This window comes from Roseovarius atlanticus, from assembly GCF_001441615.1.
GTDB lineage: Bacteria > Pseudomonadota > Alphaproteobacteria > Rhodobacterales > Rhodobacteraceae > Roseovarius > Roseovarius atlanticus.
Map to the genome: position 1 here is coordinate 1 of NZ_LAXJ01000010.1, position 13,783 is coordinate 13,783.

Genomic DNA, 13,783 nt, shown 5'->3' on the forward strand with positions numbered 1-13,783 from the left:
CCTGGGCGACACCTCAACCCTCGCAGACCCCGACGTCGTCGACGACCTCATCGACAACAGAATGAACAGGGGCTGATCTCGTGGGGTGGGCATTCTGCCCACCTCACCTCGACACCCAGAGGGCCGGTGCCGCAGGCTCCGACTCCGTTCGGTTTACCCACCCTAGACCGCCTTCCGCGTCGCCAGCACCACACCCACGCCGGCCAGCGCCATGCCGACCCAGGCCAGGGGTGGCATCACCTCACCCAGCATGACCCATGCGATCACCGCGGCCAGCGGTGGCACGAGGAAAAAAAGCGCCGATACTCTGGCCACGTCGCCCACCCGTATCATCGCCAGCAAGAGTCCCACCGCCACCAGCGAATTGCCGACCACCAGGTAGAACAGCACGCCCACGAAAGGCCAGGTCCAGTCGATTGACAGATCCTCTTGAAGGGCCAGCAACGGCAATATCCCCACCAGCCCGGCGGCATAGCCGACAAGGTTCGAGGTGACCGGGTGATGCCGCAACCCGAACCGCTTTTCCCAAAGCGATGCGGTGACGATCCCCGCCAGCCCGATGACCGCAAAGACAAAGCCCACCTCGCTCGGCGGCTCCAGCGCCGAACGCGCGCCGATCACCACACCCGCGCCGATCAATCCCAAGATCAGCCCGCACCACTGCCTCCAGCCGACGCGCTCGCCCGTCCAGCGCGGCGCGATTAGCCCTACCGCGATCGGCTGCAACGTCATCAACAGCGCCACCGTGCCCGCGGCAACACCCGACTCCAGCGCGTAATACGTCATCCCGAAATAGACCGACTGGATCAGCAGGCCCACGATGGCCAGATGCCCCCATTCCGCCCGGGTTTTCGGCAAGGGCGGGCGCAGCATCGCCCACAGCACAGCCATCGCCGCCACCACCAGCGCAAAGCGCAGCGCCAGGATCGTCATCGGCGCGGCATACCCAAGCCCGACCTTGGCCACGCCATAGCCGCCCGACCACAGGCAAAGAAAGATGACCGGCGCAAGCCGCAGCCAGACAGGGCGGTCTGATGACATGAGGGGACGGGTCCTTCGGGTTGATCCGCCGCCCGTTATGCGCCGTGAGCGCCCCGAGGGACAGCCTTTTCTGCCCGCATCCGACCGCCTAATCCGTCCAGTCAAACCGCCGCGCCAGTCTGTCAACGACACCGCGTCGCGAACAGGCAAGACCGCACGCGTGAAATGGCCGCAGGGTTGATGGAACGGCCCGCCCGGCCTTCAGACAACAACACGTGGATCGGTCCCATCTCGACAGACGCGCATCCCTCCTCGTCCCCGGCGGGCCCGCACCTTGCCTCGAATGCGCTGCAGGGCATTCTGTGCGTCGAGCTGGGCATGCTGTTCTTCGTCGGGCAGGACGCGCTGATGAAGATACTGCTCGACACCTATCCGATCTGGATACTGCTGTTCGTCCGCTCGCTTATTTCCGTCGCCGTGCTGGTGCCGCTCATCCTGTGTCTCGGGGGGCCGCACCGGCTTCTGACACCGCTCTGGCCGGTGCACATGCTGCGCGGGGCGCTTTTTGCCACGGGATTCGCGCTGTTTTACGCCGCCTTCCCGTTCATGGGCCTGGCCGAGGTATCGACCATCTTCTTCTCCGCCCCACTGATCGTGGCGGTGCTCGCCGCACTCTGGCTGCGCGAACGGATCGGACGGCACCGGATCGTGGCCCTGGTCGCGGGGTTTGCCGGTGTCGTCATCGCGATCAACCCAACGGCCGATGGGATGTCATGGATCTCGCTGCTGCCGCTGGGCTGCGCGGTCTTCTATGCCGTGGGACAGGTGCTGGCCCGGAAGATCGGTGATCGCGAAACCTCGCTGACGCTGGGCCTGCACACCCTGTTTTTCGCCGGCCTCTTCATTCTGCCGATGGGATTTCTGGTGAACCTCGTGCTGCCCCAGGTCGCGGCGCATCCGCACCTGGCCATGCGCCCTCCCGCAACCGGCATCGGCGAATGGCCCCTGATCGTTCTGCTGGGCCTCGCCGGGATGCTGGGCTACATCTTCTTGTCCCGCGCCTACCAGGTGGCCTCGGCCAGTCTCGTGGCCCCTTTCGACTACAGCTATCTGCCCATCGCCACCCTGCTCGGCTACATTGTCTGGAACGAGGTGCCTCCGATGGCAACCTTGTGGGGCATGGGCCTGATCGTCGGCTCCGGGCTTTATCTGGGCTACCGGGAACTGCGGGCGATGCGCCATCTCGACGATCCCGCGCTGGTCGGCGAAAGCGTATTTCCGCCGACAGCCGTACCGATTACGCAAATTCACGCGGATGAAAATCATGTGATCTGACTTGGAACCAGATTGCCTCTAGCTCGTTAAGGGTACAGCAAAAAGAAAGAGGACCTCATGAAAACCAAGATTACAGCCCTTGTGACCGCAGCCGCTCTGACCGTGACCGCCTGCGATACGCTGACCAACGAAGAGCAAGGCGCTCTGATCGGGGCCGGTGCAGGTGCCGTCGCCGCACAAGCTTTCGACGCTAACCTCGGCTGGACCGTGGTTACCGCCGCAGCTGGTGCCGCCGCCGGCGCGCTCATTGCCCGCAACCAGCGCACCAACCAGTGCGCCTATGCAGACGGCCGTGGCGGCTACGTGACGCGCCCCTGCTAAGCGCCAGAAAATTCTGCGAATTTTCTCGCCCCACATTCTTCGGACGAAGAATGTGGGGTTTCTCGTTTCAGCCCCGGCCGCGATAGGGCGGCACGCCCTGATCCGGCACCCAGACCCCCTGCGGCATCTCGCCGGTCTGCCAGAAGACGTCGATCGGAATCCCCCCGCGCGGATACCAGTACCCCCCGATGCGCAGCCATTGCGGCGCAAGAAATTCCACCAGACGCCGCGCGATCGAAATGGTGCAATCCTCGTGAAAAGCGCCATGATTACGAAAGCTTGTCAGGTAAAGCTTTAGCGACTTGCTTTCCACCAGCCACCGGCCCGGCACATAGTCGATCACCAGATGCGCGAAATCGGGTTGCCCGGTCATCGGACACAATGACGTGAACTCGGGCGCGGTGAAGCGCACGTTATAGGCCACGTCCGCCTGCGGGTTCTCGACCCGCTCCAGCTCGGCCTCCTCGGGACTTTGAGGCACTTTCGTTGCGCCACCCAACTGCTTGAGATTGCTGTAGATATCGTCGCTCATTGCGTCCTCCGTCAGACCCCGCGCATGTTGCCCCAAAGGGTCACGTGCAATTGCGGCAGCACGCGGGCGTCATACCATTTCTCTTCGGTCACCCGGTCGATCAACCAGCGCATCCGTGCCTCCAGACCTTCGCGGTCCACGACTGCCGTATCGTCATCGGGCGGCGGGGGCGTATGGTTGCCCGGTTGCAGGTAGACGGGCAGTTGCGGGAACATTGCCGCGGCCTCGCGCGCATAGGCGAAATCCGCCTCGTCGAACACAACCAGCTTCAAAATCGTCTGCGTGCCCTGGCCTGCCTCCACGCATTCGGCCACCAGCCCCCAGTCGGTCAGCATCCCGCTCGACGGCGGCTTGGGCGACAGCACCAGCATGTCCAGCGCCTCGAACCAGCCTCGCACGACCGACCCTTGGGTTTCCATGGCGAAATAACAGCCCTGTTCCTGTCCCAGCCGGATCAGCTCCGCCATTGGCTGGATCGCCGGGTTGCCGCCCGACAGCGTGATCAGGATCGGCTTGCCGCCCGACAGGCGCGCCACCTCCTCCATGATCGCTTCGGGCGTCATCGGTTTCCACGTGTCGCGATACTCGTTGTCCACCGCGTGCATACTGTCGCACCACGAGCACCGGAAATCGCAGCCGCCGGTGCGCACGAACACCGTCGGCTGACCAATCAGGGCCCCCTCGCCCTGGATCGTCGGCCCGAAAATCTCGGACACACGGATCAGGTGTTTCTCGCTCACGGCCATGAAACCGGCCTGTACTCCGCCCAGGTCTTCGGCGTCTCGCTCACCTTCGCCGCCGTCACCTCGGGCCAGCGCTCCCGACACCAGTCGTGGAAATGCCTGGCAAGCCGCTCGGCCGTCACGCAATCATCCCCCAGCACGTCGTTCAGGTGCCGGTGATCCAGCGTGTCGTCGATGTATCGCTTGAACTCCGCCAGATCGAGATAATCGCGCACGAACCCATGCCCATTCAGCGCCTCGGCGCGCAATTCGATCACGACCACATAGTTATGCCCATGCAGCCGCGCGCATTGATGGTCCTCGGGCAATCCGTGCAACTGGTGCGACGCGGAAAAGTGGAACTCCTTGGTGATCGTGTACATCACGCCACCCCCGTCGCCGCTTTCCAGAACTGCGCATCAACATAGTCGGTCGGGTCATCGACCCCCGCCAAGTGAAACGCCTCGCGCCGCTCGACACAAGTGCCGCAGCGCCCGCAATGCACGTCCCCGCCCTTGTAGCACGACCATGTCTCGGCAAAGGGCGTTCCCCACTTCGCACCTTCGGTCACGATATCCGCCTTCGACCCGGTCAGGAACGGCGTGTAAAGCCGCACCTCCGCCACGCCCTCCAGCGCCTTATCCTGCATTGCCTGGAACGCCTCGACAAAGCCGGGCCGGCAATCGGGATATATGAAATGATCCCCGCCATGCACCGCCGCCGCCACCGCGTCGGCCTTCTCGGCGGCGGCCATGCCAAAGGCAATCGTCAGCATGATCGCGTTGCGGTTGGGCACGATGGTGATCTTCATCGTCTCTTCCGCGTAATGACCGTCCGGCACCTCGACATCGTCAGTCAGCGCCGAACCACTCAGCGCCGCACCCACGCCCGAGATATCCACGATCTTGTGCGGCACACCCAGCCGCTTGGCACAGGCCGCGGCAAATTCCACTTCCTTCACATGCCGTTGGCCATAGTCGAAGGACAAAAGCCCCCTTAACGTGCCCTCGCCCGCGACTTTGTGGGCCAGCGACACGGAATCAAGCCCGCCAGAGCAGATCACGATCGTATCCATAGATTTGGTCCTTGTTTTTTAACGCGGGTAGGCTGCGACCGCAGGGCGCTCACCTAGCGGGTTCGGCACCTTCTTGCAAGACCCGCGCCGCCACGTTCCGGCCCGACCACCACCAGAACCGCCACAGCAGAAAGACGCCCGCCAGCGCCAGCCCCACGGCCAGCCCCAGCCAGATGCCCACGCCGCCCCAGCCCAGCCAGAACCCCATGGCGTAACTGACCGGCACGCCGACGACCCAATAGCTGACCGCAGCGATCCACATCGGCACCCGCGTGTCCTGCACGCCGCGCAGCAGCCCCAGCGCCATCACCTGCGCCGCGTCCACCAGCTGAAACAGCGCCGCCGCCGCCAACAGGCCCACGCCCACGGCTATCACCGCCGCGCGGTCCGGCTCATCGGGGTTCAGGAACGCCGCGATCATCGGTTCGGGCAGCACCAGGAACAGCACCACCGTCACCGCCGCAAACACGCCCGACAGCGCCAGCACCACCTTCGCCCCGTCCCGCAGCCCCGGCCCGTCGCCGCGCCCGAACGCGTTCCCGGCCCGGATCGTCGCCGCGTTGCTTAGCCCCAGATGCACCATGAACGTCACCGAGCTGACTTGCAGCGCGATCCCGTGCGCCGCCAGGGCGATCGTTCCCAGCCAGCCCATCATCACCGTCGACGCGGCGAACAGGCTCACCTCCGCAAGGCTCGTCATCCCGATGGGCCAGCCCAGCCGGAACACCTGCCCGAACGCCTCCCAATCCGGGCGCCACACGCGGCGGAAAAGCGCATGCTCAGGCGTCACCTTGGCGGCATAGACCGCCAGCGCCACGAAACTGGCACTGGTCACCACCAGCGAGGCGATGGCGGCCCCGCGCACACCCAACTCCGGCGCGCCCCAATTTCCGAAAATCAGCGCGTAGTTCACCAATACGTTCAGCCCCACGGCCCCCACCGTGACCCACAGCACAACCTGCGTCCGCTCCAGCGCCGCCAGATGCGATTTCAGCACCATCACCAGCAAGGCCGGGAACAGCGCAAATCCCACGATCTCGGCATAGTCTCCGGCCAGCGCCGCCGTCCCCGCCTCCTGCCCTGCCAGCAGGAACAGCGGCCCGGACCAGATCATCACCGGCAAGGCGCAGACCGCGAACAGCACCGAGGCCCAGCCGCCCATCCGCGTCACCCGCCGCACCTGCGTTTCATCCCCCGCGCCCTGCGCCGCCGCCACCAGCGGCATCACCGCCCAGGCAAAGCCCGATCCGAAAATGAACAGCACGAAAAACAGCGTCCCGCCCAGCACCTCTGCCGCCAGCGCCTCGACCGAGTACCAGCCCAGCATCAGCGCGTCGGTCAGCGTGATCGCCATCTGCGCCAGGTGACTGCCCACCAGCGGCAGCCCCAGCTTCAGCGCGGCGCGCCCGTGCTCGCGATATGTCATCCCCCCGCTCATGGCACAGCCATTAGAGGCTTTCCCGGCCCGGCAAAACCCCTTTCGACCGGCCCGCCACGTTCCGCGCACCGCCCCCCTTTTTCTTGCCGAAAATACTCATGGCGCAGCGGCGCTTACAGCACCGCCGCCACCAGTTGCAGCGACACCACGGCGATCAGCACGCCCGCAGCGATCTCGATCACCGGCAGCGCCGTCGCCCCCGTCCCGCCCGTGGCCAGCCGCGCCAGCACGCCTGTCCGCAGACTGACAGCGGCCACCGCCACCACCATGGTCACGCTGGCCGTGCCCAGACCCATGATGAACGCGCCGGCGATGCCCGCCAGGTCGATCCCGAAGCGCCATGTCAGGATCAGCAGGAACAGCGCCCCGGTGCAGGGCCGGATCGCCACCGCGCCCACCAGCGCGACCGCCTCGCGCCAGCTGTGCACCGACGCCGCTTCCTCCGCACTCGGCCCATGTCGATGCCCGCAATCCGAACAGACGCCGTCACCGTGATCGTGGGACTGGTCGTGGTGATGCCCTTGGCCATGCCCCCGCGCCCGCCACAGCTTCATCGCCCCGCGCAGCACCAGCCAAACGCCCACCAGCGCAATCGCGCCATAGCTCACCGCCGCCAGAGTCCTGTCCGCCAGCCCCGTAACCGCCTCGCGCCCCAGCCCCAGCGCGTAAAGCCCCCCATAGACCAGCAGCACCGCCGCCGCCGCCTGCGCCAGGCTCGATGCCAGCGCCAGACCGACCAGCCGCTTGACGGGCACCGCGCGGCCCACGCCATAGCCGCCGATCAACAGCTTACCATGCCCCGGCCCCGCCGCATGAAAGAACCCGTAGGCAAAGCAGATGCCCCACAGGCCCACCAGCGCCCCGGACTCACCGGCCCGCAGCCTTTGCAGATAGCCCGCCATCGCCTGCTGCACCTCGCGCTGGCCCTCCAGCGCCCAGGCCTGCACGTCCCCGGCCCCGCCAAAGCCCCACAGCCAGATCGCCAGCGCCACCACCGCAAGGCCCAGCCCCGTCACGACCCCACGCATGTCACCTCGGCACTAAAGGCATAGTGGACACCCACCTTCGCCTCCTCGAAGAACATCTCGTCGTCGCTGTTGCCCATCTCGGCCACCCGCGCATCGGCGGCCTCCTTGTCCGGCGGCACGATCCGCGCCGCGCAGCCCTCGGGCAGGCCGTCCATCTGCACGAGGCTCAACGCCGCGTAATAATAGGGGTCATATGGCTCCAGTCGCAGCACCTCGCCTGCACCGATCTCCAGCGCCGCGACCGGCCTGCGATGCCGCGTCACCAGCGCCCCGTCCCGCATCCCGACCGACAGCGCCTCCGCCGGGCCCAGCGTCACCGCGCCATCCTCGTCATAGGCAAACAAGGCGCCGTCGAACCCTTCGGGCCAGTCCTGCAAGTCGAACCCCAGCAGCGCCGCCTTTTCGTCGTCCGTCAGGCTCAGGTCGGCGTCGGAATCCAGCCCCCGGTCGCTCAGCACCAGCATGGTGAACAGCGGGTCGTAAACCCACGTCACCTCGACCCCGTCGACGCGCCCCTCGGCGTCGGTCTCCAACGTCAAGGTCACGTCGACGAACACATGCGGATGCGCCTGCGCCGCAGGCGCTACGATCAGGCCGCACAGAAATGTCAGACAGCGCCACATGCGCCAAGGTCTAGGCTCTTGCCGCCCCCACGGCAAGAGCACTGAAAGCCGCCACCGTGCGCCACCGGAAAATGCGCATTCTCCGGCCCATTTCCTGCCCAGGAAATGGCACCGGCGTCATACGTGGTGCATCTGAACGCGCCACGCCTCTACGCCGGCCTGTCCCGCGCGGGCAGCAGCGCCGCATCGAACTGTCCCGCGGCCGCGGCAAAGCTCTGTACCCACAGCGCCGTCTCGGCCTGCCCGGTCGCAAGGTCCAGAACCCTGTCCGACCCGGCCACGGCGTTCAGCCACGCGATCAACCCCGCACGCTCGGCCTCGCCGCAGTAGCGCAGCGCGAACCAGTCCGGCGCCAGCCGCCCATGCTTGCGCCGCGCCCGGCCCATCACTGCGCCCGCCAGCACCGACAGGCTGTTCGGCCCAAGCTTCGGATCGGCGAAGATGTCCTCCAGCGCGCCGGTCAATACCGCCAGCGGCCACCCTCCGCACAGCAACGTCTCCAACAGCGCCGGCGGCGCATAGACCGCCCCGTCCTCGGTAGTGTCGGCCCAGGCGAAATGCCACATCATCGCCCGTGACCAGTCGTCCAGAACGCGCCGCTCGGCGGGCGAGAATAGCTCCGGATGCGTCCGCACCGCATCGCCGAACCGCAAAAGCTCGGTGCCGCCCCCCATGTCATCCACCAACTCGTCGCCGGCCATGAGATCCAGGTATCGCGGCAGCAACAGCTTCAGATCGTCCAGATCCCGCGGCACCCCGTGCGCCGAGTTCGAGTAATCGCAGATCTGCGCCACGCTCAGCCGGTCGTTGCGTGTGGCCACGATCCCGGCCCGCGCGTCTTCGGTCATGCAGACGGGGCACAGGCAAACTTCAAGCTGGCCACTCAAATGCCCGCGCCCGAACGCGTCATAGGCGGCCTCCACCGCCCGCGTCAGCTCTGCCGTGTAGGGGCTTTCATCCACGCGCCATGCGCCCGCACCTCAGTGCGTCCAGGCGCCCCGCCGGTTTGTGGCGAAATTCTCGCCATAGCCGCCCTTGCGGATGTTGGGCTTGCGCTTGTGCGGCTCGGCCACGACCACGTCGATGCCGTGCTCCTTGGCGTATTCCAGCGCCGCCTCCTTGCTGGAAAACCGCAACCGCACCTGCGCCTGCGTATCCGACGAACTGGTCCAGCCCATCAATGGATCCACGTCGCGCCCGGTCTCGTTCACATGCTCCAGCACCCAGGTGTTGGTGTTGCCCTGGCCCGATTGGGTGGCTGTCCGCGCGGGCTGGTAGATGCGTGCTGGCATGGCGTGTCTCCTGAATTGCGCGGCCGTTATCCCAAAATCCGCCTCGCGCGGCAAGGCCGCAAATGCGCCGCGCCGCGCGATGGAACTCGGCCCTGTCGCCACTCGTTTTCAACCTACGTGAACTCAGGAGGACAGACATGCGATTTCACCCCCTCGCGCACACCGCTTTCTTCGCGGCGGCAACCGCGCTTGCCACCGCCCCGGCTCTTGCCGACGCCGATCAGGACAAGGGCTTCGCGGCCCAGGTCGAAGGCTCGGAGGACGCGATCACCGGCACCGTGCGGATCACCCCCACCGCGTCGGGCGTCATGCGCGTCAGCGTCGATCTCGAAGGCGTGCCCGCCGGACCCCACGGCATTCATATCCACGAGACCGGCGATTGTTCGGCGTCCGATTTCAAATCCGCCGGCGGGCATGTTGCCGGCGACGCCAAGCACGGTGTTTCGGTCGAAGGCGGCCCGCACCCGGGCGATCTGCCCAATGCCGAAGTGGGCAGCGATGAAAAACTTGTGGTCACCCACTTCAATGAACGGCTGACGGCCGATCATCTGACGGACGACGACGGGGCCGCGTTCATCGTGCATTCAGGTGCGGACGATTACGAGTCCCAGCCTGCGGGCGATGCCGGCGCGCGGATCGCCTGTGGCGTTTTCGAGCCCGCCAGCTGACGCCCCCCAAGCCGGGGTTGAACTGCCCTGCCGACACATCAAGTATGGGGCGTTAACGAAAGGACCTTCGTTCATGCCCTATGCCCACTCCGACAAGACCGCGCCGATGCTGCACGCCCCCGCCCCGGACGTAAAGTCCCGCGAAAAGCTGGAGGGTGGCAAGCGGTTCGAGATGGTGACCGAGTTCTTGCCCGCCGGCGACCAGCCCACGGCGATTGCCGAGCTGTCGGCGGGTGTCAACGACGGCGAGCGGGACCAGGTCCTTCTGGGCGCCACCGGCACCGGCAAGACCTACACCATGGCCAAGGTGATCGAGGAAACCCAGCGCCCCGCCATCATCCTCGCCCCCAACAAGACCCTCGCGGCCCAGCTTTACGGCGAGTTCAAGAATTTCTTCCCCAACAACGCCGTCGAGTATTTCGTCAGCTATTACGACTACTACCAGCCCGAGGCCTACGTGCCGCGCTCGGACACTTATATCGAGAAGGAATCCCAGATCAACGAACAGATCGACCGGATGCGCCACTCCGCCACCCGCGCGCTCTTGGAACGTGACGACGTGATCATCGTGGCCTCGGTCTCCTGCATCTACGGCATCGGCTCGGTCGAGACCTACGGCGCCATGACGCAGGACCTCAAGGTAGGCTCCGACTATGACCAGCGCGCCGTCATGGCCGATCTCGTCGCCCAGCAATACCGCCGCAACGACCAGGCCTTCCAGCGCGGCTCGTTCCGCGTGCGCGGCGACAGTCTGGAGATTTTCCCCGCCCACCTTGAAGACCGCGCCTGGAAGTTGAGCTTCTTCGGAGAGGAGCTTGAATCCATTACCGAATTCGATCCCCTGACGGGTGAGAAAACCGGATCCTTCGACCAGATCCGCGTCTATGCCAATTCCCACTACGTGACGCCCAAGCCGACGATGCAGCAGGCCATCATCGGCATCAAGAAAGAGCTGCGCACCCGCCTCGACCAGCTGGTCGGCGAAGGTAAACTGCTCGAGGCTCAACGTCTCGAACAACGCACCAATTTCGACCTCGAAATGCTCGAGGCGACCGGCGTCTGCAACGGCATCGAGAACTACTCGCGTTACCTCACGGGCCGCGCCCCGGGCGAACCGCCCCCCACGCTCTTCGAATTCATCCCCGACAATGCCATTGTTTTTGCCGACGAATCCCACGTCTCCGTCCCGCAGATCGGCGGCATGTACAAGGGCGACTACCGCCGCAAGTTCACGCTCGCCGAACACGGCTTCCGCCTGCCCAGTTGCATGGACAACCGCCCCCTGAAGTTCGAGGAATGGGACGCCATGCGCCCGCAATCGGTCTTCGTCTCCGCCACCCCGGCAAAGTGGGAGATCGAGCAGACCGGCGGCGTCTTCACCGAACAGGTGATCCGCCCCACCGGCCTCTTGGATCCGCAGGTCGAAATTCGCCCGGTCGAGATGCAGGTCGATGACCTGCTGGATGAGGTGCGCAAGGTCTCACAGGCCGGCTATCGCACGCTTGTGACCACCCTTACCAAGCGCATGGCCGAGGACCTGACCGAGTACCTGCACGAACAGGGCATCCGCGTGCGCTACATGCACTCCGACATCGACACCATTGAAAGGATTGAGATTCTTCGCGACCTGCGTCTCGGCGCCTTCGACGTTCTGATCGGCATCAACCTCTTGCGCGAGGGGCTGGATATCCCCGAATGCGGCCTCGTCGCCATTCTGGACGCCGACAAGGAAGGCTTCCTGCGCTCCGAGACCTCGCTGATCCAGACCATCGGCCGCGCCGCGCGCAACGCCGAGGGCCGCGTGATCATGTACGCCGACCGCATGACCGGCAGCATGGAACGCGCCATCGGAGAGACCAACCGCCGCCGCGAAAAGCAGATCGCCTATAATGAAGAACACGGCATAACCCCCGAAACAATCAGGAAAAATGTCGAGGATATCCTGCAAGGCCTCTACAAGGGCGACGTCGACATGAACCGCGTCACGGCCAAGGTCGACAAGCCCCTGATCGGCGCCAACCTTCAGGCCCATCTCGACGGGTTGCGCACCGAGATGCGCAAGGCCGCCGAAAACCTCGAATTCGAAGAAGCCGCCCGCCTGCGCGACGAGGTCAAACGCCTCGAGGCCGTCGACCTCGCCGTCCACGACGACCCCCTGGCGCGTCAATCGGCGGTCGAGGCGGCGTCAGATGCTGCCACGAAGTCACGGGGGCGGTCGACGGCGGGTCGGCCGGGGCAGCGGGGTGGGAATGTGAAAAGGAAGAAGCGGTGAATTTTACGTCTGCTTAACCAAGGCATGCAAAACTGGCGTTATGCAGAATCTAAACTCTCCTCTTTCACCCGACAACTGGCTTCGCGACCTATTCATGTCGAAAGCCGTCCAGCAGGGCGGAGTCATCAGACGCAAGGCACGCGACATCGAGCGGTTCGCAGGCATGGATAGATTCCTGAGCGAGATTGACAGGCGCGGCTTCCAGGTCGCTGAAAATGCAGGGCAGATCGTGATTTTCTGCAACCGCGCGCCTGTCCGTTGGATTGCACGTGACGAGCCGCTTTCTTGAAAAGAAAGCGTATCGAAATCTTTTCAAGATTTCGTTCTCCGTTCCCTCAAAACACCCCCGCCACCTCGTACATCACCGGCTCGAACCGCGAGCACATACCCGCGAATTCCCGGTTCCGCCGCCGCATCTCGTCACTCCGCAGCATCGCCTGGAAATCCTCCCGCCGTTCCCATTGCGAGTAGTTGGCGATCCGCGTCTGCGCGTCGTTCACATGCAGCGCGGCGGCGATGAACCCCGCCTGTTTCGAGATGAACTCTGCATAGGCCGCCTCCAGCGCCTCCAGCAGGTCCGCGCAGGTGCCCGGCGAGCATTCGAACGTGGTGACGACGGTCTGGCACGTGGCCCCGGCCTCGATCTTCAACATGGGCGATTCCTCCTCGCGTAAAGCCTAGCATAGCCCCGCCTCAAAACGAGATCGTATCCACCAGCCGCACCCGCACGCCGTCGATCACCTGCTCCTGCCCCGGCACGCGGGCCGTCCGCAGCGTCTTCTGCTGCTGCAGGATCCGGTCCACCACCGCCTGGTCTCGCTCCGACAGCCTGTTCTCGTCGCACGCATCCGTCCGCGCCCACAGGTTGCGCGAAATCGGCCCCGCGATGGCGCTGGCCACCGTCTCCTGGCTGAAATCCCGCGCCACGATCCGCCGGTCACGTTCCAGCGTCTTCAGCGTCTCGACGAAGATATCCACCGTCTCCTGAAAGCGCATGTCGCGGGTTTTCAACTGTTCCGGCGTCGCCTCCGGGTCCTCGACACAGCGGCGCGCGGCAAACAGCCAGTCATGCACGATATAGACCGGCCCATAGCTCCACGGGGAAAACCCCCGGAACGCCTGCGCCACCCGCGGCACCGAGCCGCCATCGGTATACATCACGCCGGGAGCAATGACACGCGGCACCTCCCCCTCGGGCCGGATGAACCGCAATTCGAACCCCGGCACCGGGACATAGACGAACCGCCCGCCGCTGCCGGATGCAGACGTGCTCTGTTCCAGCCAATAGACCGACACCGCGCCCTCGAATTCGCCGGGCCGGGCGTCCTCGAAATCCACCTCGGCACAGGCCGCAAGGCCCGTCAATGCCAAGACACCCAAAGCCTGCCACCGCATGTTGCCGCCCTCGTTCCAACCGTCGCGCGCGTTCACCTTGGCACGTTTCCGCCGATCTCCCAAATGCATCGGAACCTTCCCGCCCCGCTCGAGGTTATCTC

17 protein-coding genes are annotated in these 13,783 nt (G+C 65.3%); 5 read left to right on the plus strand and 12 right to left on the minus strand.

All coding sequences use genetic code 11. The annotated features are described in order from the left end of the window. Positions 1-162 precede the first annotated feature (162 nt). Positions 163-1,041, minus strand: a complete 879-nt coding sequence (locus XM53_RS11350) for a DMT family transporter (RefSeq protein WP_057793379.1) — start codon at positions 1,039-1,041, stop codon at positions 163-165. Between the two features lie 180 nt (positions 1,042-1,221). On the opposite strand from XM53_RS11350, the gene XM53_RS11355 reads away from it, so the two are divergent. Together XM53_RS11355 and XM53_RS11360 are read left to right on the plus strand one after the other, a co-directional pair. Next, positions 1,222-2,316, plus strand: a complete 1,095-nt coding sequence (locus XM53_RS11355; RefSeq protein WP_082630974.1) for a DMT family transporter — start codon at positions 1,222-1,224, stop codon at positions 2,314-2,316. Positions 2,317-2,373: 57 nt separating this feature from the next. Continuing rightward, on the plus strand, positions 2,374-2,637 hold the full coding sequence (locus XM53_RS11360) for a glycine zipper 2TM domain-containing protein (RefSeq protein ID WP_057793381.1): 264 nt from the start codon (positions 2,374-2,376) through the stop codon (positions 2,635-2,637). Between the two features lie 67 nt (positions 2,638-2,704). Here the strand turns inward: XM53_RS11360 and queF are convergent, their stop codons facing one another. The 9 genes from queF to XM53_RS11405 form a co-directional block, all read right to left on the minus strand. Beyond that, positions 2,705-3,169 (minus strand): preQ(1) synthase, encoded by a 465-nt coding sequence (gene queF, locus XM53_RS11365; protein ID WP_057793383.1) that lies wholly within the window; start codon positions 3,167-3,169, stop codon positions 2,705-2,707. A gap of 11 nt (positions 3,170-3,180) precedes the next feature. Beyond that, on the minus strand, positions 3,181-3,915 hold the full coding sequence (gene queE, locus XM53_RS11370) for a 7-carboxy-7-deazaguanine synthase QueE (RefSeq protein WP_057793385.1): 735 nt from the start codon (positions 3,913-3,915) through the stop codon (positions 3,181-3,183). Continuing rightward, positions 3,906-4,274, minus strand: a complete 369-nt coding sequence (locus XM53_RS11375; protein ID WP_057793387.1) for a 6-pyruvoyl trahydropterin synthase family protein — start codon at positions 4,272-4,274, stop codon at positions 3,906-3,908. Before XM53_RS11375 ends, queE begins: the two co-directional genes overlap by 10 nt. Then, positions 4,274-4,966, minus strand: a complete 693-nt coding sequence (queC, locus tag XM53_RS11380) for a 7-cyano-7-deazaguanine synthase QueC (protein ID WP_057793389.1) — start codon at positions 4,964-4,966, stop codon at positions 4,274-4,276. Before queC ends, XM53_RS11375 begins: the two co-directional genes overlap by 1 nt. A 49-nt stretch (positions 4,967-5,015) precedes the next feature. After that, on the minus strand, positions 5,016-6,404 hold the full coding sequence (locus tag XM53_RS11385) for an MATE family efflux transporter (RefSeq protein WP_057793391.1): 1,389 nt from the start codon (positions 6,402-6,404) through the stop codon (positions 5,016-5,018). A 113-nt stretch (positions 6,405-6,517) separates the two neighbouring features. Next, positions 6,518-7,432, minus strand: coding sequence for a nickel/cobalt transporter (locus tag XM53_RS11390; protein WP_057793393.1), 915 nt, complete (start codon positions 7,430-7,432; stop codon positions 6,518-6,520). Beyond that, complete coding sequence (locus XM53_RS11395; protein WP_057793394.1) at positions 7,417-8,055, minus strand: DUF1007 family protein; 639 nt, start codon at positions 8,053-8,055, stop codon at positions 7,417-7,419. Before XM53_RS11395 ends, XM53_RS11390 begins: the two co-directional genes overlap by 16 nt. Positions 8,056-8,204: 149 nt before the next feature. Further along, positions 8,205-9,017 (minus strand): hypothetical protein, encoded by an 813-nt coding sequence (locus XM53_RS11400; protein ID WP_057793396.1) that lies wholly within the window; start codon positions 9,015-9,017, stop codon positions 8,205-8,207. A gap of 18 nt (positions 9,018-9,035) precedes the next feature. Continuing rightward, a complete protein-coding gene (locus tag XM53_RS11405; protein WP_057793398.1) occupies positions 9,036-9,347 on the minus strand; it encodes an ETC complex I subunit in 312 nt (103 codons plus the stop codon). A 137-nt stretch (positions 9,348-9,484) separates the two neighbouring features. On the opposite strand from XM53_RS11405, the gene XM53_RS11410 reads away from it, so the two are divergent. The 3 genes from XM53_RS11410 (at position 9,485) to XM53_RS11420 (ending at position 12,576) form a co-directional block, all read left to right on the plus strand. Continuing rightward, positions 9,485-10,015: a superoxide dismutase family protein gene (locus tag XM53_RS11410; protein ID WP_057793401.1), complete on the plus strand. Its 531-nt coding sequence runs from the start codon at positions 9,485-9,487 to the stop codon at positions 10,013-10,015. A 73-nt stretch (positions 10,016-10,088) separates the two neighbouring features. Continuing rightward, on the plus strand, positions 10,089-12,287 hold the full coding sequence (uvrB, locus tag XM53_RS11415; protein ID WP_057793403.1) for an excinuclease ABC subunit UvrB: 2,199 nt from the start codon (positions 10,089-10,091) through the stop codon (positions 12,285-12,287). A gap of 94 nt (positions 12,288-12,381) precedes the next feature. Then, positions 12,382-12,576 (plus strand): aspartate aminotransferase, encoded by a 195-nt coding sequence (locus tag XM53_RS11420; protein ID WP_328586670.1) that lies wholly within the window; start codon positions 12,382-12,384, stop codon positions 12,574-12,576. Between the two features lie 46 nt (positions 12,577-12,622). Here the strand turns inward: XM53_RS11420 and XM53_RS11425 are convergent, their stop codons facing one another. Continuing rightward, positions 12,623-12,940 carry an antibiotic biosynthesis monooxygenase family protein gene (locus XM53_RS11425; protein ID WP_057793407.1) on the minus strand — a complete coding sequence of 106 codons (318 nt, stop codon included), beginning with the start codon at positions 12,938-12,940 and terminating at the stop codon, positions 12,623-12,625. Positions 12,941-12,980: 40 nt separating this feature from the next. Next, positions 12,981-13,751 carry a DUF1353 domain-containing protein gene (locus XM53_RS11430; RefSeq protein ID WP_057793409.1) on the minus strand — a complete coding sequence of 257 codons (771 nt, stop codon included), beginning with the start codon at positions 13,749-13,751 and terminating at the stop codon, positions 12,981-12,983. Between the last annotated feature and the right edge of the window lie 32 nt (positions 13,752-13,783).